General features: G+C 72.9%; 23 protein-coding genes and 1 pseudogene. 10 read left to right on the top strand and 14 right to left on the bottom strand.

What is annotated here, in order from left to right; translation table 11 throughout:
- Positions 1-2 precede the first annotated feature (2 nt).
- Both OG689_RS37105 and OG689_RS37110 read right to left on the bottom strand, forming a co-directional pair.
- A complete protein-coding gene (locus OG689_RS37105; protein ID WP_266325790.1) occupies positions 3-764 on the bottom strand; it encodes a DUF2637 domain-containing protein in 762 nt (253 codons plus the stop codon).
- Positions 761-1,009, bottom strand: coding sequence for a hypothetical protein (locus tag OG689_RS37110; protein WP_266325792.1), 249 nt, complete (start codon positions 1,007-1,009; stop codon positions 761-763). The genes OG689_RS37105 and OG689_RS37110 overlap by 4 nt, the downstream gene beginning before the upstream one ends.
- 453 nt (positions 1,010-1,462) lie before the next feature.
- Here OG689_RS37110 and OG689_RS37115 point away from each other — a divergent pair, with 453 nt between their 5' ends.
- Positions 1,463-2,629, top strand: coding sequence for a helix-turn-helix domain-containing protein (locus tag OG689_RS37115; RefSeq protein ID WP_266325794.1), 1,167 nt, complete (start codon positions 1,463-1,465; stop codon positions 2,627-2,629).
- Positions 2,630-2,765: 136 nt separating this feature from the next.
- Here the strand turns inward: OG689_RS37115 and OG689_RS37120 are convergent, their stop codons facing one another.
- From OG689_RS37120 to OG689_RS37135, 4 genes are all read right to left on the bottom strand, one after another.
- The gene (locus OG689_RS37120; protein WP_266325796.1) at positions 2,766-3,449 is read right to left on the bottom strand and encodes an NAD-dependent epimerase/dehydratase family protein; all 684 of its coding nucleotides are present in this window, start codon (positions 3,447-3,449) and stop codon (positions 2,766-2,768) included.
- Positions 3,450-3,561: 112 nt separating this feature from the next.
- Complete coding sequence (locus tag OG689_RS37125) at positions 3,562-4,296, bottom strand: succinate dehydrogenase/fumarate reductase iron-sulfur subunit (protein ID WP_266325798.1); 735 nt, start codon at positions 4,294-4,296, stop codon at positions 3,562-3,564.
- Positions 4,293-6,320 carry a fumarate reductase/succinate dehydrogenase flavoprotein subunit gene (locus tag OG689_RS37130; protein WP_266325800.1) on the bottom strand — a complete coding sequence of 676 codons (2,028 nt, stop codon included), beginning with the start codon at positions 6,318-6,320 and terminating at the stop codon, positions 4,293-4,295. Before OG689_RS37130 ends, OG689_RS37125 begins: the two co-directional genes overlap by 4 nt.
- Positions 6,317-7,021 carry a succinate dehydrogenase cytochrome b subunit gene (locus OG689_RS37135; protein WP_266325802.1) on the bottom strand — a complete coding sequence of 235 codons (705 nt, stop codon included), beginning with the start codon at positions 7,019-7,021 and terminating at the stop codon, positions 6,317-6,319. The genes OG689_RS37130 and OG689_RS37135 overlap by 4 nt, the downstream gene beginning before the upstream one ends.
- 83 nt (positions 7,022-7,104) lie before the next feature.
- On the opposite strand from OG689_RS37135, the gene OG689_RS37140 reads away from it, so the two are divergent.
- The 3 genes and pseudogenes from OG689_RS37140 to OG689_RS37150 all read left to right on the top strand — a co-directional run.
- Positions 7,105-8,037: a LysR substrate-binding domain-containing protein gene (locus OG689_RS37140; protein ID WP_266325804.1), complete on the top strand. Its 933-nt coding sequence runs from the start codon at positions 7,105-7,107 to the stop codon at positions 8,035-8,037.
- A gap of 120 nt (positions 8,038-8,157) precedes the next feature.
- Positions 8,158-8,610, top strand: coding sequence for an SRPBCC family protein (locus OG689_RS37145; RefSeq protein WP_266325806.1), 453 nt, complete (start codon positions 8,158-8,160; stop codon positions 8,608-8,610).
- Positions 8,607-8,927, top strand: a pseudogene (locus OG689_RS37150) (ArsR/SmtB family transcription factor); the annotation flags it as partial. The gene OG689_RS37145 and the pseudogene OG689_RS37150, both read left to right, overlap by 4 nt.
- Before the next feature lie 176 nt (positions 8,928-9,103).
- Here OG689_RS37150 and OG689_RS37155 read toward each other — a convergent pair.
- Positions 9,104-9,592 carry a glutathione peroxidase gene (locus OG689_RS37155; protein WP_266325808.1) on the bottom strand — a complete coding sequence of 163 codons (489 nt, stop codon included), beginning with the start codon at positions 9,590-9,592 and terminating at the stop codon, positions 9,104-9,106.
- 293 nt (positions 9,593-9,885) lie between these two features.
- On the opposite strand from OG689_RS37155, the gene OG689_RS37160 reads away from it, so the two are divergent.
- Together OG689_RS37160 and OG689_RS37165 are read left to right on the top strand one after the other, a co-directional pair.
- A complete protein-coding gene (locus tag OG689_RS37160; protein ID WP_266325810.1) occupies positions 9,886-11,673 on the top strand; it encodes a serine/threonine-protein kinase in 1,788 nt (595 codons plus the stop codon).
- A gap of 28 nt (positions 11,674-11,701) precedes the next feature.
- Positions 11,702-12,619, top strand: coding sequence for a hypothetical protein (locus tag OG689_RS37165; RefSeq protein WP_266325812.1), 918 nt, complete (start codon positions 11,702-11,704; stop codon positions 12,617-12,619).
- A gap of 46 nt (positions 12,620-12,665) precedes the next feature.
- Here the strand turns inward: OG689_RS37165 and OG689_RS37170 are convergent, their stop codons facing one another.
- Both OG689_RS37170 and OG689_RS37175 read right to left on the bottom strand, forming a co-directional pair.
- Positions 12,666-13,112, bottom strand: a complete 447-nt coding sequence (locus tag OG689_RS37170; protein ID WP_266325814.1) for a GNAT family N-acetyltransferase — start codon at positions 13,110-13,112, stop codon at positions 12,666-12,668.
- Between the two features lie 229 nt (positions 13,113-13,341).
- Positions 13,342-13,956, bottom strand: coding sequence for a hypothetical protein (locus OG689_RS37175; protein WP_266325815.1), 615 nt, complete (start codon positions 13,954-13,956; stop codon positions 13,342-13,344).
- Positions 13,957-14,048: 92 nt separating this feature from the next.
- Here OG689_RS37175 and OG689_RS37180 point away from each other — a divergent pair, with 92 nt between their 5' ends.
- Positions 14,049-14,306: a hypothetical protein gene (locus OG689_RS37180; RefSeq protein WP_266325816.1), complete on the top strand. Its 258-nt coding sequence runs from the start codon at positions 14,049-14,051 to the stop codon at positions 14,304-14,306.
- Between the two features lie 162 nt (positions 14,307-14,468).
- On the opposite strand, the gene OG689_RS37185 is transcribed toward OG689_RS37180, so the two are convergent.
- The 3 genes from OG689_RS37185 to OG689_RS37195 all read right to left on the bottom strand — a co-directional run bounded on the left by OG689_RS37185 (position 14,469) and on the right by OG689_RS37195 (position 16,971).
- The gene (locus OG689_RS37185) at positions 14,469-15,200 is read right to left on the bottom strand and encodes a hypothetical protein (RefSeq protein WP_266325818.1); all 732 of its coding nucleotides are present in this window, start codon (positions 15,198-15,200) and stop codon (positions 14,469-14,471) included.
- 90 nt (positions 15,201-15,290) lie between these two features.
- Positions 15,291-15,773, bottom strand: a complete 483-nt coding sequence (locus OG689_RS37190) for a SigE family RNA polymerase sigma factor (RefSeq protein WP_323189363.1) — start codon at positions 15,771-15,773, stop codon at positions 15,291-15,293.
- Between the two features lie 274 nt (positions 15,774-16,047).
- Entirely contained in the window at positions 16,048-16,971 is a 924-nt protein-coding gene (locus OG689_RS37195; protein ID WP_266325822.1) for a hypothetical protein, read from the bottom strand.
- Between the two features lie 175 nt (positions 16,972-17,146).
- Here OG689_RS37195 and OG689_RS37200 point away from each other — a divergent pair, with 175 nt between their 5' ends.
- Entirely contained in the window at positions 17,147-17,725 is a 579-nt protein-coding gene (locus tag OG689_RS37200) for a hypothetical protein (protein ID WP_266325824.1), read from the top strand.
- A 274-nt stretch (positions 17,726-17,999) separates the two neighbouring features.
- On the opposite strand, the gene OG689_RS37205 is transcribed toward OG689_RS37200, so the two are convergent.
- Positions 18,000-18,536: a hypothetical protein gene (locus tag OG689_RS37205; RefSeq protein WP_266325826.1), complete on the bottom strand. Its 537-nt coding sequence runs from the start codon at positions 18,534-18,536 to the stop codon at positions 18,000-18,002.
- A 209-nt stretch (positions 18,537-18,745) separates the two neighbouring features.
- Between OG689_RS37205 and OG689_RS37210 the strand changes: the two genes are divergently transcribed.
- Positions 18,746-19,759 (top strand): SDR family NAD(P)-dependent oxidoreductase, encoded by a 1,014-nt coding sequence (locus tag OG689_RS37210; RefSeq protein WP_266325827.1) that lies wholly within the window; start codon positions 18,746-18,748, stop codon positions 19,757-19,759.
- 31 nt (positions 19,760-19,790) lie between these two features.
- Here OG689_RS37210 and OG689_RS37215 read toward each other — a convergent pair whose 3' ends face one another.
- Positions 19,791-20,483 carry a TetR/AcrR family transcriptional regulator C-terminal domain-containing protein gene (locus tag OG689_RS37215; protein ID WP_266325829.1) on the bottom strand — a complete coding sequence of 231 codons (693 nt, stop codon included), beginning with the start codon at positions 20,481-20,483 and terminating at the stop codon, positions 19,791-19,793.
- Positions 20,484-20,536: 53 nt separating this feature from the next.
- Between OG689_RS37215 and OG689_RS37220 the strand changes: the two genes are divergently transcribed.
- The gene (locus OG689_RS37220) at positions 20,537-21,655 is read left to right on the top strand and encodes an NAD(P)/FAD-dependent oxidoreductase (protein WP_266325831.1); all 1,119 of its coding nucleotides are present in this window, start codon (positions 20,537-20,539) and stop codon (positions 21,653-21,655) included.
- Positions 21,656-22,227: the final 572 nt, after the last annotated feature.

Below are 22,227 nucleotides of genomic sequence, written 5' to 3' on the forward strand. Positions count from 1 at the left end.
ACTCAGCGGGTCGCCTTGTGCGAGGTGGAGCGGGAAGCCGGCCGCCGTGCGCCCCGAACGCAGCCGAGCTGGCGCACCAATTGGTGCAGCGAGATCGCGCCGGTGATCGGGGGCAGGCCGGCGACCACCATGTCGGGGAGCGCCCGGGAGACGTCGGCCACGCACAGCGCCGTCGCAACGATGGAGAACATGACCACCACGGCCCAGGAGTGCGCCACCCGACGCCCGTCGAGGGCGGCACGCAGCACCGACAGGCAGCCCACCAACCAAGGACCGTAGACGATGACCGGCCACAGCTCTGCCAGCCCCTGCGGTCCCCGGGCGAACGCCAGATTCCGCAGGGGATCGTAGGAGAGCGTCCACCCCACCAGGCACACGGCGGTGACCGCCACGGCGGTCAGTAGCCCGAGCAGCGAGCCGAGGGCCTGTGACCACGACAGCTTCGGTGGGCCAGGGCGTCGCCGAGAGCTGCGGCTCGGTGGAGCATCAGTGCCGATCACGGGAGCGCGGGCGTGCGGGACAAAGACCTCTCCGACCTCCCACGCCGCGTATGCTTCGGCATTCGGCGTCCGGGACCCGCCGGACATCGGACCCACGTCGTCCCACCGGTGCTGCCCGTACGGCGCTCCGTGCGGATTACTCCCCGCAGAGTTGTACGGATCGGCTCCGTACGACGGGAAGTACGCGCCCGTCGGGTCGAAGGAGTCGGATTCCGCAGCCCGCAGGTAGGCCTCGGTCACGGGGACGCGCATCGTGGCGCTCACGCTCCGACCGCAACGGGGAGGGCATCCCATCGGGCGGCGGCGTCGTCCTCGAGCTGACGGATCGTCCGCAACAGGTCGCCCAGGATGCCGGAGCAGTAGGCCAGGACGACCCGCTCGTCGTCGCGCGACAGGTAACCGGGCCGCACCTCGCCCTGGGCATTCCTGCTGTCAGGGACGAAGAGCCACGTTCCGAGATCGCCGAGCGGATCGGGTCTGGACGAAGGCTGCGGTGGTGATTGCTTCATCGAAGTCATGCTTCACCAACGACATCTCTCCGGGCTCGGATGTAGGACGTATGGGCGTCCTTTTATATTGAAGATATGTCGTGCTCGACGAAGTTCCCCAGGGGGCGCGTGCCACTCCCCGGTGATTTCCGAGTTCGTTCCTGGCGTGGCGGACCTCGCACGCTCGGCAACCCGGCTGCCTTCGGGGTCGGGGCGCTCACTGAAATTCCCTGGGTGGCGCGCGCCACCCCCTCTTTTTTGGCCTATTACCTGCAGTGCGTCGGACAGATCGTCCGGCGCGCGGTTCGGGTGCATGATCCGGTCAGGTGCTCTGTGAAATTCCCCAACCTGTGGGGCCGGAAAGAAACGATTCCTCCTCGTGATCTTTCAGGTCGTCGTGCTATGTTTCCCGCCGCGCTGGAAAGCTTCATTCGGACTCTGCGCGGGACGGGAACCGGCTAATAGGAGGTTTGGGTGCTCACCAGGGAGGAATATCTGGAGGCGCAAGCATTGCGCTGTCAGGGGAGGTCCATCGCGGCGATCGCCCGGCACCTCGGCCGCGACCGCAAAACTGTGAGGTCGTATCTCGGGGGGGATCGCACAGCGGGAGTCAGACGCCCACCGCGGGACGAGTTTCTGCGGTTCCTGCCCTACTGCCACCAACGCCTTGCCGATGACGTGCACCTGCAGGCGACCGTCCTCTTCGACGAGGTCGTCGAGCTGGGTTACCCGGGCGCCTACTCGACATTCACCCGTGCGCTGCGCAGACACCGACTGCGGCCCACCTGTGCCGACTGCCGGGGCAACACCGGCGGCACGGTCACCTGGTACCCGGCAGCTGAGGAAGTGCGGTTCGCCTGGCTGAGGTTTCCCGATCCGCCCGCCCGATGGGGCGGCGACAGTCAGGCGCACCTGCTGGTGGGATCGCTCACACATGCGGGCCGCTGGGGAGCGGTGCTGGCGGAGAACGAGGAGTTCCCGCACTTGGTGGAAGCGATGGACCTGGTCCTGAGGCGCCTGGGCGGTACCGCCGGCGTCTGGCAGTTCGACCGGACGTCGGCTGCCTGCAGTCCGGAGACCGGCCGGGTGACGCCGGCTCTTGCCGAAGTAGCCAGGTACTACAGAGCCGAGATCGGCTGGCCGTCGTGCCGGTGCAGCCGGCACGCCAGGGGTGACGGAAGCCCTGGCTTTTCTGCCCAGCACTGGTGGCACACCGTGCGCCGCGACACCCGTCTCCAGGCCGCACAGGACAGTCTCGACCAGCTCGCGCGGAGGACGGGCGACTGTCGCCGGGTGGGCCGGGCCGTGCGTGCCGCCGACCGGCTGCTCGACTTGCCCGCCATGCCCTTTCCTGCGCGGGTCCGAGCCGTCCGCAGCGTCACCTCCCAGGGCCTGGTTTCCTTTCGTGGCAACGCCTACGCTGTGCCGGCCGACCTGTCCGGCGCCCAGGTGGAGGTGCGCTGGCGCCTCGGCGAGCCCTGCCTGTCCATCGTGACACCGCGCGGGGCGGTCATCGCCCGCCACGCCCTGGCACCCTATTGGGCGGGACGGACGGTGATCGGTGGCAGGCCCATCGTCTTGGAGAAGCGTCCGCCGGCACAACGAGCACAGAGCCACCAGGTGCCGCCTGCAACCGAGTGAAAGCAGTGGCGGTACCCGGCGAGTTCACGCCCGTGGGCGCTCGTTCAGGGGATAGCGGCTGGAGGTCGCCGATCAACGAGACAGATCACGGCTCGCAGCACGGCCGGCGAGCCTTCACGGACCGCTCGGCCAGACCTCAGCTGCCGGTCGGGTCCGGCGCCAGCCGGTTGATGTCCCTCGGCCGCAGGATCCGGGTGCCGGGATCGATGCCCGGGGTGGCGACCGCGATCATGGCCCGGCCGACCTGCTCGCCGGTGTTGACCAGGTTCGGCGCCACCCGGCGGAGCAGGTGGAGCAGCGGCCCGGTCACCGCGTAGACCGTCCGGTAGAGCCGGGTCTTGGAGACCACCCCGCCCTGCGGCGCCACGATGCCCGGCCGGACCATGTACGCCTGGAAGGGCAGCCGCAGCAGCTCGTTCTCCGTCCGGCCCTTGACCCTGGCCCACATCGAGCGGCCGCGCTCGGTGCTGTCGGTGCCTTCGCCCGAGACGTAGACGAAGGTCAGCGACGGGTTCGCGGCGGCCAGCGCGCGGGCCACCTTGAGCGTCAGGTCGTAGGTGATCCGGCGGTAGGCGTCCTCCTTCATCCCGACCGAGGAGACGCCCAGGCAGAAGAAGCACGCGTCGTAGCCGGCCAGGTCGAGGTCCGGTGCGGTGAGGTCCGACGGGTCGGGCTGGAGGACGTCCCGCAGTTTGCGGTGGGCCAGGCCGAGCGGCGTCCGCCCGATCGTCAGGACGCGTTCGACGGAGTCGTCGCGCAGGCATTCGCGCAGGACGGCCCGGCCGATCATGCCGGTCGCACCGAAGATGATGACGTTCACGGGCTCAGCCTAGGCGCCGGGGGACGGGACCCGGCGCACCGCCGGGCCCGCGTCGCCGTCCGCCCTCCGACGCTTGGTGCCGGCCCGGCCCGACCCGGCCCGTACCGGCCCGCTAGCGCAGGCTGCGCAGGTACTCGCGGTTCATCGCGGCGATGCTCGGCAGCGGGATGCCCTTGGGGCAGGCGGTCGCGCACTCGCCGGTGTTGGTGCAGCCACCGAAGCCCTCGCTGTCCATCGCCTCCACCATCGACCGCACCCGGCTGCTCCGCTCCGGTGCGCCCTGCGGGAGCACGTTCAGGTGCACCACCTTGGCGGAGGTGAAGAGCATCGCCGAGCCGTTCGGGCAGGCGGCCACGCAGGCGCCGCAGCCGATGCACTCGGCGTGCTCGAAGGCGGCGTCGGCGGCCTCCTTGGGGACGGGCGTGGCGTGCGCCTCGGGGGCGCTGCCGGTGGGGGCCGTGATGTACCCGCCGGAGCCGATGATCCGGTCGAAGGCCGAGCGGTCCACCACCAGGTCCTTGACGACGGGGAAGGCGGCGGCCCGCCAGGGCTCCACGTCGATGGTGTCGCCGTCCTGGAAGTGCCGCATGTGCAGCTGGCAGGTGGTGGTCCGTTCCGGGCCGTGCGCCCGGCCGTTGATGACCATGCCGCAGGCGCCGCAGATGCCCTCGCGGCAGTCGTGGTCGAAGGCGACGGGCGTGTCGCCGCGCAGGATCAGCTCCTCGTTGAGGGTGTCCAGCATCTCCAGGAAGGACATGTCGGGGCTGATGCCGCTGACCTGGTAGGTGGTCATCGAGCCGGCGGTGTCGGGGCCCGCCTGGCGCCAGATCCGCAGGGTGAGGTTCATGCGTAGCTCCGCTGGGTGGGGTGGACGTACTCGAAGTCGAGGTGCTCGCGGTGGAGCACCGGCGGGGCGCCGGTGCCGGTGAACTCCCAGGCGGCGGCGTACGAGAACTCCTCGTCCTTACGGGCCGCCTCGCCCTCCGGGGTGCGGCTCTCCTCGCGGAAGTGTCCGCCGCAGGACTCGGTGCGGTGCAGGGCGTCCAGGCACATCAGCTCGGCGAGTTCGAAGTAGTCGACCAGCCGGTTGGCCTTCTCCAGCGACTGGTTGAGCTCCTGGCCGGTGCCCGGCACCTTGATCCGGCGCCAGAACTCCTCCCGCAGTTGCGGGATCCGCTCCAGCGCCCGGCGCAGTCCGGCTTCGTCGCGGGCCATCCCGCACTCCTCCCAGAGGAGTTCGCCGAGCTCGCGGTGGAAGGAGTCGGGGGTGCGGTCGCCGTTCACCGCGAGGATCAGGTGGAGCCGGTCGGTGACCTCGGCCGTCACCTCCTCGATCGCGGGGTGGTCGGCCGGCACGGGCTCGGCGGTGTGCCGGGCGAGGTAGTCGTTGAGGGTGGCCGGGAGGACGAAGTAGCCGTCGGCCAGACCCTGCATCAGGGCGCTGGCGCCGAGCCGGTTGGCGCCGTGGTCGGAGAAGTTGGCCTCGCCGATCGCGAACAGGCCCGGCAGGCTGGTCTGCAGGTCGTAGTCGACCCAGAGCCCGCCCATGGTGTAGTGGATGGCGGGGTAGATCCGCATCGGCACCCGGTACGGGTCCTCGGCGGTGATCCGTTCGTACATCTCGAACAGGTTCCCGTACCGGGCCTCGACCTGGTCGCGGCCGAGCCGGGCGATCGCGTCGGCGAAGTCCAGGTAGACGCCCTGGCCGCCGGGCCCGACGCCGCGCCCCTCGTCGCAGACGTTCTTGGCGGCCCGGGAGGCGATGTCACGCGGCACCAGGTTGCCGAAGGAGGGGTAGATCCGCTCCAGGTAGTAGTCCCGCTCGTGCTCGGGGATCTCGGCCGGCGGGCGGGTGTCGCCCTCGGCCTTCGGCACCCAGATCCGGCCGTCGTTGCGCAGCGACTCGCTCATCAGGGTCAGCTTCGACTGGTGGTCGCCGCTGCGCGGGATGCAGGTCGGGTGGATCTGGGTGAAGCACGGGTTGGCGAAGTGGGCGCCGCGGCGGTGGGCCCGCCAGACGGCCGTCGCGTTGGAGTTCTTGGCGTTGGTGGAGAGGTAGAAGACGTTGCCGTAGCCGCCGCTGGCGAGCACCACGGCGTCCGCCAGGTGGGTGGAGATCTCGCCGGTGACCAGGTCGCGGGCGACGATGCCGCGGGCCCGGCCGTCGATCACGAGCAGGTCGAGCATCTCGGTGCGCGGGTGCATCTCGACGTTGCCGGCCGCGATCTGGCGGGAGAGCGCCTGGTAGGCGCCGAGCAGGAGCTGCTGCCCGGTCTGGCCGCGGGCGTAGAAGGTGCGGGAGACCTGGACGCCGCCGAAGGACCGGGTGTCCAGCAGGCCGCCGTACTCACGGGCGAACGGGACGCCCTGGGCCACGCACTGGTCGATGATCTCCACCGAGACCTGGGCCAGTCGGTGGACGTTGGACTCGCGGGCCCGGAAGTCCCCGCCCTTGACGGTGTCGTAGAACAGCCGGCGGACGGAGTCCCCGTCGTTGCGGTAGTTCTTCGCGGCGTTGATGCCGCCCTGCGCGGCGATCGAGTGGGCTCGGCGGGGGGAGTCCTGGAAGCAGAACTGCACCACGTGGTACCCCTGTTCGGCCAGGGTGGCGCCGGCGGAGCCGCCCGCCAGGCCGGTGCCGACCACGATCACGGTGTGCTTGCGCCGGTTCGCCGGGTTGACCAGCTTCGCCTCGAACCGCCGCTGGTCCCAGCGTTGTTCGATCGGCCCGGTCGGGGCCTTGCTGTCGGCGACCGGCTCGCCGACGGTGTAGTCCGCGTAGTGGGTGCCCGAGGCGGTGGCGCCGGCGGCCTCGGGGGCCGTGGGGCCGCCGGGGGCGTGGGGGCGGCTGGGGGTGTCGGGCGTGTTCAACTCACCACTCCGGTCATGACGGCCACGGGTACGGACAGGAAGCCGGCGGTCAGCACCAGGGCCAGGCCGTTGGCGGTGGCCTTCAGCGCGCGGTCCCGGCGGGCGTTGTTGGCGCCCAGGGTCTGGGCGGCGCTCCAGAAGCCGTGCCGGATGTGCAGGCCGACGGCCAGCATCGCCACGATGTAGATCACGCAGCTGTACCAGTGCGAGAACGAGGCCACGATGTTCTGGTACGGGTGCCCCTCCTCGGCGCGCGGGTTCACGGTGAGGGTGGTCAGGTCGAGGATGTGCCAGACGATGAACAGGGCCAGGATGATCCCGCCCCAGCGCATCGTCCGGGTCGCGTAGCTCGCCCGCCGTCGCCGGTGCGCGTACCCGGTCGGCCGGGCGGCCAGGTCGCGGCGGCTGAGCTGGTAGGCGGCGACGCCGTGCAGGCCGACGGCCGCGAGCAGCCCGAAGCGGGCGATCCAGAGGAACCAGCCGTGCCCGAGGAAGGGCTGTCCGAGGGTGCGCAGCCAGGCCGCGTACCCGTTGATGTCGTCGGGGCCGAAGAAGACCTTGAGGTTTCCGAGCATGTGGAAGACGAGATAGAGCAGCATGACCAGTCCGCTGACGGCCATCACCGCCTTCTTGCCGACGGTCGACCGCCAGAGGGTCTCCAGAGTGGACGGTTTACGGCCCGTCCGAGTCGCCTGTGCCATACCGACCACGGTAGGAATCGCCGGACGGTGCGTCCAAGACATGTTGCGGCTCGTGACCATAGTCCTGGCCTATCGTGGGAGGTGTGCAGCTCCAGCAACTCCGCTACTTCGTCGCCGTCGCCGACGCCCGGCACTTCACCCGGGCGGCCGAGGTCGAGCATGTCGCCCAGCCCTCGCTCTCCCAGCAGATCCGCTCGCTGGAAAGGGAGTTGGGGGCCGAGCTGTTCCACCGGGCGCGGGGGAACATCGCGCTGACCGACGCCGGTGACGCCCTGCTGCCGCTGGCCCGGCGCATCCTGGCCGACACCGAGAGCGCCCGGCTGGCCGTGCAGGAGACCGTGCGGCTGCGGCGCGGCCGGGTCCGGCTCGGGGCGCCGCCGAGCCTGTGCACCAGCCTGGTGCCGGACGTGCTGCGCGGGTTCCGGGACCGGTACCCGGAGGTCACGCTGGTGGTCCGGGAGGGCGGCTCGGGGGACTTGGTGCGCAGCCTCGGCGCCGGCGAGCTGGACCTCGCGCTGATCATCGCGCCGCCGGCCGGCGAGGCCCTCGGCCCCGCTCTCGCGGTCACCGAGCTGCTGCACGAGGAGCTGGTGCTGGTCTCGGCGGGCGGCGGTCCGCGCCGCCGCTCACGGGTGCGGGTCGAGGAGCTGCGGGACCGGCCGCTGGTGATGTTCCGCGAGGGCTACGACCTGCGGGAGACCACCGTCGGGGCCTGCCGGGCGGCGGGTTTCGAGCCGGTCTTCGCGGTCGAGGGCGGGGAGATGGACGCCGTGCTGGGCTTCGTCCGGGCGGGGCTGGGGCCGGCCGTGCTGCCCGGGATGGTGGCCGCGCTCTCGGGGCTGACCGTGACGCACTTCGCCGGCGCCGGCCTCGGGCGTACCATCGCGGTCGCGCACGGCCGGGAGGTGCCGCTGAGCCGGGCCGCCGGTGCGCTGCGGGCCGCCCTGCTGGAGCACCTGCGGGAGGCGGCCCGCACGGGTGGGCTGCCGCCCGGCACCCGGCTGCTGCTGGTCTGATCGGGCGGGGCGGGTGGCGCCTGGGCCCCGCGCCGGCTGGCCAGAATATGCAACCCTATGGTTGCGTCTCGGTGGAGAGCCGTGCGACCATCGACCAAAGAGTCCGGGGAGGGGAACAGCATGGTCGCTGACCGAATCGAGCGTGAGATCGTCATCGCGGCGCCGCCCGAGCGGGTCTGGGCGGTGCTCACCGACCCGGCGTTCCTGGGCACCTGGTTCGGCAGCGGAGGGCCGGCCGAGCTCGACCTGCGGGCCGGCGGCCGGCTGGTCTTCGACCGGCTGGAGCACGGCACGGTCCCGGCCCGGATCGAGCGGGTCGAGCCTCCGCGGTGCCTCGCGTACCGCTGGTCGCAGGGGCTTCCCGGCGAGGAGCCGGGGGAGGGCAACTCCACCCTCGTCGAGTTCACCCTGGTCCCGGACGGCGCGGCCACCCGGCTGCGGATGGTGGAGAGCGGCTTCGCCGGCCTCGACACCACGCAGGACGTCCGCCGGGCCCGGCGCGACCAGAACAACGCGGGCTGGCACCACAAGCTCGCGGAGCTGCGGCAGCACACCGAGCAGCTGGTGGTATGACGCCGGCCCCCGACGCGGTGGACCGGGTGCTGGTCGCCCTGGCCGACCCGATGCGCCGCCGCATCCTGGACGGACTGGCCGCCACCGGCGACGCCACCGCGACCACCCTGGCCGGCGGGCTGCCGGTCAGCCGGCAGGCCGTCGTCAAGCACCTCGCCGTCCTCGGCCGTGCGGGCCTGGTGCTCGCCCTCCGCTCGGGGCGGGAGGTCCACTACCGGCTCTGCCCGCAGCCGCTCGACGCCACCTCGCGGTGGATGGCGGGGCTCGCCGCCGCCTGGGACCGCCGGCTGCTGGCCCTCAGAGACCTCGCCGAGGCGACCCGGGACACCGGCGTCGCCGTCCCGGTCGGTCGGGTCGCCGAGGTCACCCGGGTCGCCGAGGCCGTGCAGGCCGCGGACCGGACGTCGCACCCGCCGGCCGGCGGCGGCCCCGTCGGCGGCGCGACGGCGCACGAAGGCCCGGGGGCATCCCCGGGCCTTCGCCGGTACCGGGGTCAGGCGGGGAGGATCGCCTCGATCGCCTCGACGACCTCCGGGGCCAGCGGCTCGGTCCGCGGGCGGATCCGGGCGGCCACCGTGCCGTCCGGGGTGATCAGGAACTTCTCGAAGTTCCAGCTGATGTCGCCGGCCTGGCCCTCGGCGTCGGCGGCCTTGGTCAGCTCGGCGTACAGCGGGTGCCGGTCGTCGCCGTTCACGTCCGTCTTCTCGAACAGCGGGAAGGAGACGCCGTAGGTGGTGGAGCAGAAGGTCTGGATCTCCTCCGAGCTGCCCGGCTCCTGCCCGGCGAACTGGTTGGAGGGGAAGCCGAGGACGCTGAAGCCCCGCGCCCCGTACTGCTCCTGCAGGCTCTCCAGGCCGGCGTACTGCGGGGTCAGCCCGCACTTGGAGGCGACGTTGACGATCAGCAGCGCCTTGCCCTTGTAGTCGGCGAGCGAGGCGGCCTCGCCGGACAGCGTGCGCAGCGGGATGTCGTACAGGCTCACGAGGGTGTCCTTCGGTCGGGTCGGTCGGGTCCGTCGGTACGGATGGTGCCATGGCGCACAACCACGACCGGGACCAGCATGTTCCGCCCCGGCGGCCCCGTTTTGCGCCACCGGCGGCGGCCCCGCACCCGGTACTTGCCGACCGCAATGGCTGAGATGGTGTGCGAATCGCCCAAACCGTGACCTACCGGTGCCCCGGAACGGGAACCCGCAGGGCCCGTGCCGCGTCGATTGCAGAGGCCGCACCACCGTGCGGCGCAGGTGGAGGCAGGAACGAACGGGGGGCGGACGCGATGGACGCCGACGCTGCGGGCAGAACCGCCGAGGACGCGGGGCGGACGGACGGCACCGGCGGCTGGGTGCTGCCCGGCTACACGCACGGCCGGGAGCTGGGCACCGGCGCCAGCGGCCGGGTGGTGCTGGCCACCCACGACGCCACCGGCACGCCCGTCGCCGTCAAGTACCTCAACCGCGCGGCCGGCGGCGACAACCTGCGGGCCGAGGCCGAGGTGCTCGGCGGCCTCCGCTCGCCGTACGTCACCCGGCTGTACGAGTACGTGGAGAGCAGGCAGGGCTGCGCCATCGTGATGGAGCTGGTCGACGGCCTCGCGCTGCGGACCCTGCTGCGCGAGGAGGGCGCCACCACCCCGCGGGCCGCGCTGGTGGTGCTCAAGGGCTCGCTGCTCGGCCTGGCCGCCGCCCACGCGGCGGGTGTGGTGCACCGCGACTACAAGCCCGGCAACGTGCTGGTGGCCGCGGACGGCAGCTCCAAGTTGGTGGACTTCGGCATCGCCGTGCGCAGCGGCGACGACCGGGACATCTCCGGCACCCCCGCCTACCTGGCGCCCGAGCAGTGGGCCGGCCGGCCCGCCTCCCCGGCGGCGGACGTCTACTCGGCGACGGTCACCTTCTTCGAGTGCCTGACCGGCGCCCGCCCGTACGACGGCGCGACCATCGCCGAACTCGCGGTGCAGCACACCGAGGCGCCGATCCCGGACGAGCTGGCGCCCGCCGAGGTGCGGCCGCTGATCCGGGCCGGCCTGGCCAAGACCCCGACCTCCCGCCCGGACAGCGCCGCGAGCTTCGTCACCGAGCTGGAGGCCGTCGCGGTGGCCGGCTACGGGCCGGACTGGGAGGAGCGCGGTCGCGCGGAGCTCGCCGCCCTGGTGCTGGCGCTGGCGATGCTGCTGCCCTGGGGCGGCGCGGCGGCGGGCGACGGCGGCACGGCACTGGCGCACACCTCGCTGGCGCAGAGCAGCACCCCGCCCGCCGGGGCGGGCGCCGGCGCGAGCGGGTTGCGGACGGCGCCCAGGCTCGGCCGGCGCGCCAAGGTGCTGGCCGGGGCCGGCGTGGGTCTGCTGGTCGCCGGGTCCTTCGCCGGGGTGGCGGTGGCCGGCGCGAGCGAGCGGGACGCCCACACCGTGCTGGCGGTCCCGTCACCGGAGGCCACCACCACGATCGGCCCGGGGCTGCCGCCGTCCGGGACGCCCACCGCCTCGGACGGGCCGACCCCCACCGGCGAGGCCTCGCCCTCGCCCTCCGCGACGGAGTCCGGCTCGCCGTCGCCCTCGGCCTCGGCCTCGCCCAGCCCGGGCAGTACGGTCACGGCCACCACCCGGCCGCCCACCGTCGCCCCGACCGCGAGCGGCAAGCCGTCCGCCCCCGCCACCTCCCCGGCCCCGCCGACCCCGAGCGCCACCACGCCGAGCGCCACCGTGGCGCCGCCGCCGGTGAAGGCCCGGGTGACCGGGCTCAGCCTGGACTCGTTGACCTGCGGCGGCCGCTACGACACGGTGGGCACGGTGACCGTCCAGACGGACGGTGCCGCCGACGTCGTGCTGACGCTCAGCTGGACCCACCGGGCCAGCACCACCGCCCCCAACGTGGTGGCGGCCACCCAGACGGTGGTGATCCCGAAGGGGTCGACCGGGCTGAAGGCCGTCGCCTACCCGCACGCCTTCGGCTCCGCCGACACGTACCCGATCTGGGGCCTGCAGATCTCGACCAGCCCGACGGCCGACCCGAGCCGGACCCTCAGGTACCGGGAGCTGTACGCCTACACCTGCAACCCGCCCCGCTGAGCCGGAACCACACGCCCAGGAGGGCAGCATGACCACACCGGGAAAGCCCCCGACCGATCCCGACGAGGCGCTCACCGTCCGGCTCGACGAGGACGCCGCCGGGCGGACCGTCAAGCTGGGCCGGGTGTCCGGCGCAACCCCCGCCGGGGCGTCCCCTGCCGGTCCGGCCCCCGCCGGGGCGTCGGCGCCGGCTGCCGGTGCGTCCGCCGACGACGCGGCCACCGTCCTGGACCCGACCGCCTGGGCCACCGCCGTCCCGCCGCAGCCCGCCGTCCCGCTGCAGCCCACGGTCCCGCCGCAGCCGATGGCGCTGCCGCCCCTGGTGGGCGGTACCCGGACGCTCGGTACCTTCGGGGCCGCGGAGGACGCCACCCAGCGCCTCGACGGCCCGCCGCCGGCCGGCCACCACCCGCCCGCTCCGGTGCCCCCGCCGGTCGCCGCCCCGGAGGACGAACGCCCGCTCGCCGAGGGGGAGTTGCGCCGCTTCGGCCCGGGCGTCCCGGCGGCGGCCGCCGCCGTCTGGCACGGCGAGGTCGAGCCCGGCCGGCCGGTCCGGCGCAAGGGCCGGCGCGGGCTGCTGGCCGTCCTGCTGCTGCTGGCCCTGCTGGCGTTGCTCGCCTGGCGCTGGTACACGCCGTCGCTGGCCGTCACCTCGGTCGCGGTCGCCACCGACCCGGCCGGCCCGCCGTGCGGCGGCGCCGCCGTCGTCACGGCCACCGCGCAGACCAACGGCCATGCCGGCAACGTCCGTTACCGCTGGGTGCGCAGCGACGGCAGCTCGTCCGGCGAGTTGGTGCAGTCCGTTCCGGAGGGCACCCGGCAGGCCGATCTGGTGCTGCGCTGGACGTTCGACGGCCACGGCACCATGCAGGCCACCGCCACGGTCGAGATCCTCTCCCCCGGGCAGCACACCGCGGCCGCGAGCTTCACCTACTCCTGCCCCTGAGGCCCGGGCCCGTTCCACCGGAGGCCCGGGTCCCGGGCCTCCGGGCTCACAGGGTGATCTGGTAGAGGATGAACCCCCGGTTGACCGCCACCTGGTCGTAGAGCCGGCGGGCCGTCGCGTTCCCCTCCTGGGTGGACCAGTACACCCGGCTGCAGCCGCGTTCGCGGGCCCAGCCGGTGACGGCGGCGATCAGTGCCCGGCCGACACCGCGGCCGCGGGCCTCCGGTGCGGTGAACAGGTCCTGGAGGTAACAGACGTCCGGGGCGGTGGTGTTGGCGTGCACGAGGAAGTGCGTGAGGCCGACCAGTCGGCCGTCGAGCCGGGCGCCGAAGGCGTGCATGACGGTGTCGTCGAGGAACGCCGTCCAGGCCCGTTCGTACATCTCCGGGGGTATCTCGCGCTGGTAGAAGTCGAGATACCCCCGGAACAGCACCTCCCAGTCGGCGCGGTCCTCCGGGGAGAGCCTGTCGATGCTGACGCCGTCCTGGGTCATGGGTGCCGCCTTCCGCGGGTGGGGCCGTCCGGACGGCACGACTTTAACGCGTGCGCACACGCGTACGGTCCGGGCGGCCTCGGATCCCGTGCCCGCAGCCGTTCTGCCCGCCACCCGCAGTGCCGACCGCGCGGACACCGAGCGGACCAGGACGCACGAGTGGGCCCGGCGGAGCCTCGGCCCACCAGCGTGCAACCGCGGTCCGACGTGCAACCGCGGTACGCCCGGCCTAGGAATCGAACGTGATCGCCGGTGTTCCGGTGTTCCGGGCGAGGAAATGCAGCAGGTTGACGAAGCCACGGGCGTCGTCGATCGCCTTGTGCGTGTGCTCCACGTCGCCGAGCCAGTGCGGGGGCAGCTTCGGCGCCGGGAGGTCCGCGGCGGGCCGCCCGGTCAATGCCGCCGTGTACGAGCGCAGGCACAGTGCCGGCCCGTGGAAGAGACGATCCCGCTCGTAAGGGCCCTGGTGCAGCCCGTACGGGGTGAACCGACGCAGGTAGTAGTCGATCCATGTTCCGTCGAAGGACAACGGTGACGCCGCGAATGCCCGCCGGCCGGGCAGTGACCGGATCCACTCCACGTACCTGCTCATCACATCCAGGACGGGTTCGGGGTTCGTCGTCGCGGCCTCCCACGTGCCCGGCTCGGAGTCGAACCACTCCTTGGTGCGCGGGTTCGGTGCCGACCCGGGAAGCGGTTCGAGGACGGCCTCGAATTCACCGAACGTCCGCCCGTCCATCGTCGCGGCAACAGAAGCGAACGACCGCATCGAGTTCGGGCCCGCCCACGGACCGTCCACCTCGATGTCGGTCACCACGTACGTCCAGTCACTCGGTTCAGTCATGCGGCCGACGGTACCGCCACGGCCTTTCCGCGCGGCCGGCCCTGTGGCGGCGGCGCCCGGGCCTCGACCGGAGTGCGGTTGACGGACATCCCATGAGCCGGGACGCCCTGGGGGCGGACGCGGACTGTGTGGAGACGGTCGAGATCCTGACCCGGACGTTTTGCGCGGAGCTCCCGCCCCAGGCGCAGAAGCGGCTCGGGGCCCGCCCGGAGCAGGAGAACGTCCTCCTCAAGGTGGTCCTGCGGGACCTGGGCCGCACCCTCACCGACCACGACGCCAACCTGCTCCGCGACCGAATCTACGCCGCCGTCCACCAGGGCGGCAGCCACCAGTGGGCGACGAACAGCTGACCGACGGCGAGGCCGGTCCCGGACGGGGGACGCCCCGTCCGGGACCGGTGCCGTCGGTCGTCCGCCGGTCGCTGGACCATCATGTGCCCGTGCACCGGACTTGATCGTCACCACCACCGTCGGGCCGGCCCTGCGGGGCCCGGAACACGATCCGCGACATCGTCACCCGGGCGCGTCCGTCCCGACAGCCTCCAACGCGGCCAGCACCTCCGGGGCCGAGACCAAGGCGTCCAACTGCTCGGGCGTCATCGACTTGGACTCCTGCGGCTCGCCGCCTTCCCCTTGCGGTGGGACGGCCGTCGGCATCGTCCCCAGTCCGGCGATCCGGCCCTGCGGGGTGACCAGGATGAGCTGGGTGACCGGGTAGGAGGTGGACCGGTACAGCCAGCCGGTCGAACCGTCCGGCAGGGTCCGTGACACGCAGTCGCTCGCGTACACCGGCCGGCCGCCCTGCGGCTCGCACGGCGAGGGCAGGCGACTGCCCGGTGCCACCGGGTCGCCCATGACCGTCGCCACCGCCGTGAACCCGCCGTCGGCGCGCACCAGCCGGAAGGTGGTCGGGCCGCCGCCGTCCAGCACCCCGGTGTAGCCCGCCGGCAGATGGGCAGCCAGGGCGGAACGCAGCCGGTCGTGGATCGCGTCCCAAGGGTCCGCCCCGGCGCCCGACGGCCGCGCCGCGGACTCCGGGACGACCAGCGCCGCCGTGATCGCCAGCACCGGTACCGCCGCCAGCACCGCCGCGCCCAGCGCGAGCCGCCGCCGGGTCCGCAGTCGCCGCCCACCGGCCCGCACCGCCGCCAGCACCGCGGGCGCCTCCGGCTCCGGCTGCTCCAGCACCGCCCGGAACACCTCCACCGCCATCAGGCGGCCGGGGTCCTCCCCACCGTGCGTCATGCCCGCTCCCTCCCTCTCGCTCCGCATACCCGACCTCGCCCGTACACCCGACCGCCCGCCCGTACACCCGCCCGCCCTGCCGCAGGCCGCTCACGACCCGGCGATCTCGTGCACCGAGTCGCCGAGGATCGTCCCCAGCTGCGCCAGACCGCGGTGGGCGTCCGACCGCACCGCGCCGCTGCTCCTGCCGAGGATCGCGGCGCACTCCTCGACGCTCTGGTCCTCCCAGTAGCGCAGCACCAGCACCGCCCGGTAGCCCGGCGACACCCGGGCCAGCGCTGCCAGCAGCGCCAGCCGCCGGTCCGGGTCGGCGCCCACCGCGGCCGTCTCCGGTGGCTCGGCACTGGCCACCTCGCCGGCCGAGCGGCGCCGCCGCCCGTCCACGAAGGTGCGCACCAGCGTGGTGCGCGCGTACCCTCCGGCGGTGTCCGGGTCGCGCAGCCGTGGCCAGCGCGCGTACACCTTGATCAGGGTCGACTGCACCAGGTCCTCGGCCAGGTGCCAGTCGCCGCACAAGAGGTACCCGGTACGGCGCAGCGCTCCGTACCGGGCTGCGGCGAACTGTTCGAACAATCTCTCGCGCTCCGGCGACATCCGTGCCCGGCCCCCTGTTCCGTCGTCCGTGCCGAGTTGCCCGCGGGACGGTGGTGTCCCGCGTCGACTTCTACACGGGATCAGGCCCCGGAAATGTTGCGTCCCCGGCGCATTCTGACTGATTGCCAGGTCCGAGTCCGTGCGCCCCGGGTCGGTTCGGACGTCCCGGCGCTTGCGCCGGTGCCTTCCGTCGAGGTTCTCCGCGCTGCGCCCGTTGCACCGGTTGCGCCCGTTGCGGTCCGGCCCGGTGAGGTCACAGCCAGCCGCGTTCCTTGGCGCGCAGGGCCGCCTGGAAGCGGGTCGCGGCGCCGAGACGGGTCATCAGGGCGGCCACATGGGCGCGGTACTTGCGCAGGGAGATGTTCAGCTCGCGGGCGGCGCTCTCGTCCTTGCCGTGCTCGCTCAGCGTGCGCAGGACCGCGGCCTCGGTCGCGCTGAGGTCGAGCCGGTCCAGGTCGGTGGCGCGCACCCACAGTTGTTCGAACAGATCGACCAGGGCGGCCACGATCCCGGGTTGGGCGATCTGCAGCGTGTCGGACTCCGGCCGGCCCGGATCGAGGCGCACGAAGGCGAGCCGCCGGTCGACGATCAGCATCCGGCCGAACGGCTCGGACATCACCCGGTGCACATCGCCCAGCGCGTGCCAGTGCCGGGCGTAGGCCAGTTGGTCGGACTGGTCGAGGGCCGCCGTGCTGACGAGTGTGCGGCTGACCAGCCCTTCGGCGAGCTGGCGCTGCCGACGGCGGGCCGACTCGTCGGAGGCCTCCGTGCGCGCCAGGACTTTGGCGTTCATCGTCTCGAAGCGGCCCAGCATCGTATGGATCCGGTGGTTCACCTGCGCCTTGTCCTGGATGCGTTCGACGAGTTCGACCGGACGCCCCTGGCGGGCCTCCTCCGCCAGCTCCCGCACCACGTCGAACGCCGAGTCGAGGCGGGCCAGTTCACGCGAGGTGCGCTCCACCCGGAGCCGCACGAGCAGATCGACGGCGGCCGCGGGCGGCAGCGGCACCAGGCCCGCGTCGACCACCCCCAGAGCCCGCAACTCCTCAAGGACCAGGCGCAGGCCGGGCAGGCCCAGTTCCGCCTCGGCCGTATCCGGATCAGTGGTCCGGGTACGCAACAGATAGCGGTAGACACGCTCCTGCTCGTACGTCAGCCCCAGACTCTGCAAACTCATCGCCGCCCCCGTTCCCCTGCAGCTTCCTGCACGGAGTCTTGCATCCTCTCCCGTTCCCCGACAGGCGGGCGATCGACAGGCTGGGAGGACATCGGCAGGAAGGTCGGGAGGAACAACGCCCACGACGCCTACCGAGACCCAACCGCACGATCAGATCACAAGGGAAGACACCATCATGGGCCACATCCGCAGCTTCGTCCCGTGGATCGCCGTCGCCGTCCTCACCGGCACTGTCGACATCCGCTGGGCCGCGCTCACCGGCCTCCTGCTGGCCCTCGCCCTCGTCGCGATCCAGCGCCGCTCGGGCCGCGGGTGGGACGCCCAGGTGATCGAGGCCAGCGCCGTCCTCTTCCTCGCCGCCTACACCGCCGCCGCGTTCGCCGCGCCCGACTCCACCGCCGTCACCCACTACGGACCCCCGCTGTCCTCGCTCTGGCTCGCGGCCACCGCCTGGGGCTCACTCGTGCTCGGCCACCCCTTCACCCTCGGCATCGCCCGCACCCAGACACCCGAACACCTCTGGAACAGCCCGCTGTTCCTTCAGATCAACCGGGTCATCACCACGGTGTGGGCCGCCGCCTTCACCCTCTCCGGCCTCGGCGGCGCACTGCTGCGCCACTACCGGCCGGACGCGGGCGACGCCCGCACCCTGCTCACCGTGGCGACGTTCGCCGTCCCGCTGCTCTTCACGATTCGCTACCCCACGCTCGCCCGCGCCCGGCACGCCGCCGCGCCGAAGGTGGCCGCCCGGTAGACACCCCCGCCGTACCCGGCCGGGCGGGCGGTCACGCACCTACGGCGCCGGGCCCAACGGACACCGCCCATGCCGCGCACCGCACACCGCCCATGCCGCCCGGCGCCGTCGACGACGACACCGGGCGGTCTGCGGGCGGCCTGCGGGCGGCCAAGAGGTACACCGCCGTCACACCGCCCGGCCGTCTGCCGCCTGCGCCCCGGCCGCCGGCCGAGCGGTGTCGTCTGGGCCGAGCGGTCCGCCTGCGCCGGGCCGTCCGGAGCCCGTCCGGGTGTCAGCCCTTGCTGAAGTAGCCGAACAGGTCGGCGATGACCTGGGTGGAGCCGACGTGGTTGTAGATGTCGGCGGTGCCGTCGCCGCCGAGCGGGGTGATGACATGGTTCGGGACGGTCGACCGGGCCTGGAAGTTGACGCTGCTGGTGCTCGGGCGCGCGGTCCCTCCCGGGTACACGGTCACGAAGCTGTCCGCGGTGGGGTCGGTGACGGTGACGTTCAGCGCTGCGGCCGTGGCGTCGGCGGGGACGCCGTTCGCGCCGCCGATCGTCAGGGGGAGGGTGCGGTTCGGGCCGAGCGGTCCGGGGGTGACGCGGGTGTCGAGCAGCCGCTTGGGCGCGGCGGGCGTGAACAGGCTCTGGCTGCCGGGGCCGTAGTAGCCGGACACGTCGAGGATCGCGTGCGTGCTGCCGGCGTGGTTGTAGACGTTGATCCGGCCGTCCGGGCCCACCGGCACGATCACCTGGTTGGAGCTGTCCCGGCCGGGCCGCGGGTTGAGGCTGGAGCTGGCCGAGCGCGTGCTGCCCGAGGGATACACCGGGAGGTAGGTCTCCTCGGTGGCGCCCGTTCCTTGGTTGCCGCGCTGGGCCAGCGCGGTGTCGGTCGGTTGTGGGTCGGTTGTCGGTGGGGACAGCGACCTGTCGGTGGGATGTGAGTGGTCCCCGGGATCGTGGGAACCGGGCGTGGCCGACTGTGACCGTGCGGGCGCGCTCTCCTTCAGACCACTCCGAGCTCCCGGGAGCCGCCATGCCCTCCGTACACCGGACCCCACGATGGGACGTTCACCGTCTGCCTCGCGCCCGGGGGAAGAGCTTCCTGGTCACCGGCGGCAACGCGGGCATCGGGTACTTCGTGGCCGAGCAGCTCGCCGGCACCGGGGCCACGGTCGTTCTCGGCAGTCGCGACCGGGCGAAGGCCGAGGCCGCGATCGGCTCCATCGGCTCGCGCGTGCCCGGTGCCAGGGTGAAGTACGTGCCTCTGGACCTGGCCGATCCCGCCTCGCCGGCGGCGTCGGTGGACGCGCTCGGGCTGGAGCGCCTCGACGCGGTCGTCCTCAACGCCGGGGTGGCGCTCGACCACCCGCCGCGCCGTGAGACCAGGGACGGCCACGAGCTGATGTTCGCGACCAACCACCTGGGGCACTTCGCTCTGATCCACCACCTCGCCCCGCTGCTCACGGCGACCCCAGGGAGCCGGATCGTCACCACCGGCAGCTTCGCGGCCAAGTCCGAACGTCTGGACCTCGACGATCTCCGGAGCACGCAGGACTACCGGCCCAAGCGCGCCTATGCGCGCTCCAAGCTGGCTCAGATGCTCTTCGCCCTCGAACTCGACCGCCGCCTTCGTGCTGCCGGCAGCACGACACTGAGCGTGCTGGTCCACCCCGGCGGCGCACTCGACTCCCTCACCCCGTCGCGCCCGCCGGTCCACCTCCGGACCACCGGCGAGCGGTTGAGCCGCCTGCCGCTCGGCCTGGTCGTCCAGGGCAAGGACGCTGCCGCACGGCCCGCCGTCCGGGCCGTACTCGACCCGAGCGTGCGCGGCGGACAGATGCTGGGCCCGCGGGCGTTCGGGCTGCGCGGTACGCCCAGAATCGAACCCCTCTGGACCCACCTGACCGACACCACGACCGCGGCACGTCTCTGGGCGGCCAGCCGCGACCTGACCGGCAACGACCCGACGTTCACCGCACCGGCAGGGTTCGTCGGGACCGAAGGCCCGGCGACCGGGCACGGCGAAGCAGGCGCCTCCATCGGATGAGACCGGTCTCAGGTTCGACAGGAGTCGAGCGTCACGCCGGCGGTCCGTCGAGTTTGGCGGCCACGGCGTCGAGGACCCAGTCCAGGCCGGTCGCGAAGGATGTCCCGGCGTCCACGTCCGTGCCGTCGTGCACGGCCCTGGTCAGCGCCGGGAAGCGGCCGGTGGCCAGCATTCTCGTCACATGCGGGCCGGAGGCGCGCTGCCAGTCGCGTTTGGACAGGCCCGTGGCGCGCTCGGCCCGCAGGTTCCCGATCTCGCGTCTGATCGCGCCGGTGACGTAGGCGCTGACGGTTTCCACGGCGCGCATGACGGTGTCGACGTCGGCGAGGCCGTCGAGAGCGGCCAGCTTGGCCTCGGTCACGGCGAGGCCGTTCGGGCCCAGGGTTGGGCGGCCGCCGAGCAGATCGGCCAGCCATTCGTGACGCAGAGCGGCCTGCCTGGTGCGGTGGGAGAGGATGCGCAGCGCCTCCCGCCAGTCACCGGGCTGCTCCTCGGGGAGGATCTCGGCCTGGACCTCGTCCACCATGAGGTCGAACAGCTCCTGCTTGGTGGAGATGAATCCGTACAGCCGCATGGGGCCGGCGTCCAGCCGGGCGGCGACCTTGCGCAACGACACCGCCTCCGGCCCGCCCTCGTCGGCCAGCGCGACGGCGGCGGCGACGATCCGCTCCCGGTCGAGCGGCACGGGGCGGGTCGGCGGCTCCGGCCGGTCCCAGACAGTCATGGTCTCACCGTTCTGTTGCGATGCGTCGTAGTGAGGAAATACAGTGTATCGGCATGAGACATCGTATCGCCGTCGTCGGGAGCGGCCCCGCCGGCCTTACCTTCGCCCGTGTCCTGCACCGACACGGCCACCCCGTCGCCGTCCTGGAACGCGACCCCGCCCCCGACGCCCGTCCCCCGGGCGGCACGCTGGACCTGCACCAGGGGCTGGGCCAACTCGCGCTGGACAAGGCAGGGCTGCTGGCGGAATTCCAGGCGCTGGCCCGCCCCGAGGGGCAGGCCATGCGCATCCTGGACGTGGACGGGACAGTCCTGCGCGACTGGCGACCCCGTCCGGAAGACCGGGCCAATCCCGAGATCGACCGCGGGCAACTCCGTGACCTGCTGCTCGGCCCTGTCGACGTCCAGTGGGGCCGGGGCGTGACGCGGGTGGTGCCGGGGACCGGGGACGGCGTACTGGTCCACTTCGCGGACGGGCGGCAGGAGACGTTCGACCTCGTGGTCGGCGCGGACGGCGCCTGGTCCCGGACCCGCCCGGCCGTCTCGCCGGTGACGCCGCACTACACCGGCATCACCTCGCTCGAAACCTCCCTGGACGACGTCGACACCCGCCACCCCGACCTCGCCCGGTTGATCGGCGACGGTTCCCTGGCCGTCTACGGCGTGAACCGAGCTCTCGTCGCCCAACGCAACAGCGGTGGCCACGTCAAGGTGTACGCCCAGTTCCGCGCGCCGCTGGACTGGCACACGAACCTGGACCCGGCCGATGTCGAGGCCGTGCGATCCAGCCTGCTGGCCCTGTTCGACGGCTGGGCAGCTCCCGTCCTCGACCTCCTCCGCCACGGCACCGCCTTCGTCCACCGCCCCCTTTACGTCCTGCCCGTCGCCCACACCTGGACCCACCTCCCCGGGGTGACGCTGCTGGGCGACGCCGCCCATCTGATGCCCCCGTTGGGGGCGGGCGCGAACCTCGCCATGCTGGAGGGCGCCGAACTTGCCGAGGCCATCGCCGCCGGACCCGGAGATCTGGACGAGGCCGTCCGCGCCTTCGAGGAACAGATGTGGGCACGGGCCGGCAGGTGGGCAAAGATCACGACGGCCGGTCTGGAACGCCTCGTCAGCCCGGACCCCGCCCAAGCCCTCGCCCTCTTCGACCAGGTCCAGTCATCCTGACCGCCGAAGGCGAGAGCACCCGCACCCACGGCTCGCCACGGCCTCACGGGACAGTACGGCACCGCTCCGGTCGCCACTGACGTCCCCCGGCCCGGCCCTCCGTCCGTCGTCGCCCCACCGGCGGGGCGACGCCCGTCACCGGGGTCGCCCCAGCGGGCGGACCCGAGCAGCGGTGGCGGCTTCTGCCGCATCCTGGAAGTCGGCGATGTCCCCGCCGTACTCCCTTGCCCGCCGGGAAGCAGGAGTCGAACGACGCCGACCGGGACGTGCTTGACGCCGCGTACCGGGTCCTGCGGCGACCCGGCACGGCTCACCCGCCGGCAGGTGCGCCGTCCGTAGCAGCCGTGGCCGGGCACTGGTCATGGACGTGGTGAAGTCGTCGTCCCGGCCGGTCTTCCGAGCTCCCATGAGCACCCCGCACCCCCTCGTACTCCCGGAGCCCAACCGGTGCTCCAACCGTTGCCCCGGTTGCCACATCCGTGAGGCCACCCGTCCCGGAACCCGATCGGCGGAGGGGTACGCGCGCCGCCGCCGCGGGCCGCGGGCGACCGCGAGCGGCAGGCGGTAGGCCG

It is taken from the genome of Kitasatospora sp. NBC_00240 (assembly GCF_026342405.1).
Classification (GTDB): Bacteria; Actinomycetota; Actinomycetes; order Streptomycetales; family Streptomycetaceae; genus Kitasatospora.

Bases quoted from the DNA above. Each gene is read 5' to 3' on its own strand.
- OG689_RS37110 (WP_266325792.1), bottom strand. From the start codon at position 1,009: ATGAAGCAATCACCACCGCAGCCTTCGTCCAGACCCGATCCGCTCGGC.
- OG689_RS37125 (WP_266325798.1), bottom strand. From the start codon at position 4,296: ATGAACCTCACCCTGCGGATCTGGCGCCAGGCGGGCCCCGACACCGCC.
- OG689_RS37135 (WP_266325802.1), bottom strand. From the start codon at position 7,021: ATGGCACAGGCGACTCGGACGGGCCGTAAACCGTCCACTCTGGAGACC.
- OG689_RS37145 (WP_266325806.1), top strand. From the start codon at position 8,158: ATGGTCGCTGACCGAATCGAGCGTGAGATCGTCATCGCGGCGCCGCCC.
- OG689_RS37160 (WP_266325810.1), top strand. From the start codon at position 9,886: ATGGACGCCGACGCTGCGGGCAGAACCGCCGAGGACGCGGGGCGGACG.
- OG689_RS37165 (WP_266325812.1), top strand. From the start codon at position 11,702: ATGACCACACCGGGAAAGCCCCCGACCGATCCCGACGAGGCGCTCACC.
- OG689_RS37170 (WP_266325814.1), bottom strand. From the start codon at position 13,112: ATGACCCAGGACGGCGTCAGCATCGACAGGCTCTCCCCGGAGGACCGC.
- OG689_RS37175 (WP_266325815.1), bottom strand. From the start codon at position 13,956: ATGACTGAACCGAGTGACTGGACGTACGTGGTGACCGACATCGAGGTG.
- OG689_RS37180 (WP_266325816.1), top strand. From the start codon at position 14,049: ATGAGCCGGGACGCCCTGGGGGCGGACGCGGACTGTGTGGAGACGGTC.
- OG689_RS37185 (WP_266325818.1), bottom strand. From the start codon at position 15,200: ATGACGCACGGTGGGGAGGACCCCGGCCGCCTGATGGCGGTGGAGGTG.
- OG689_RS37195 (WP_266325822.1), bottom strand. From the start codon at position 16,971: ATGAGTTTGCAGAGTCTGGGGCTGACGTACGAGCAGGAGCGTGTCTAC.
- OG689_RS37200 (WP_266325824.1), top strand. From the start codon at position 17,147: ATGGGCCACATCCGCAGCTTCGTCCCGTGGATCGCCGTCGCCGTCCTC.
- OG689_RS37210 (WP_266325827.1), top strand. From the start codon at position 18,746: ATGCCCTCCGTACACCGGACCCCACGATGGGACGTTCACCGTCTGCCT.
- OG689_RS37215 (WP_266325829.1), bottom strand. From the start codon at position 20,483: ATGACTGTCTGGGACCGGCCGGAGCCGCCGACCCGCCCCGTGCCGCTC.
- OG689_RS37220 (WP_266325831.1), top strand. From the start codon at position 20,537: ATGAGACATCGTATCGCCGTCGTCGGGAGCGGCCCCGCCGGCCTTACC.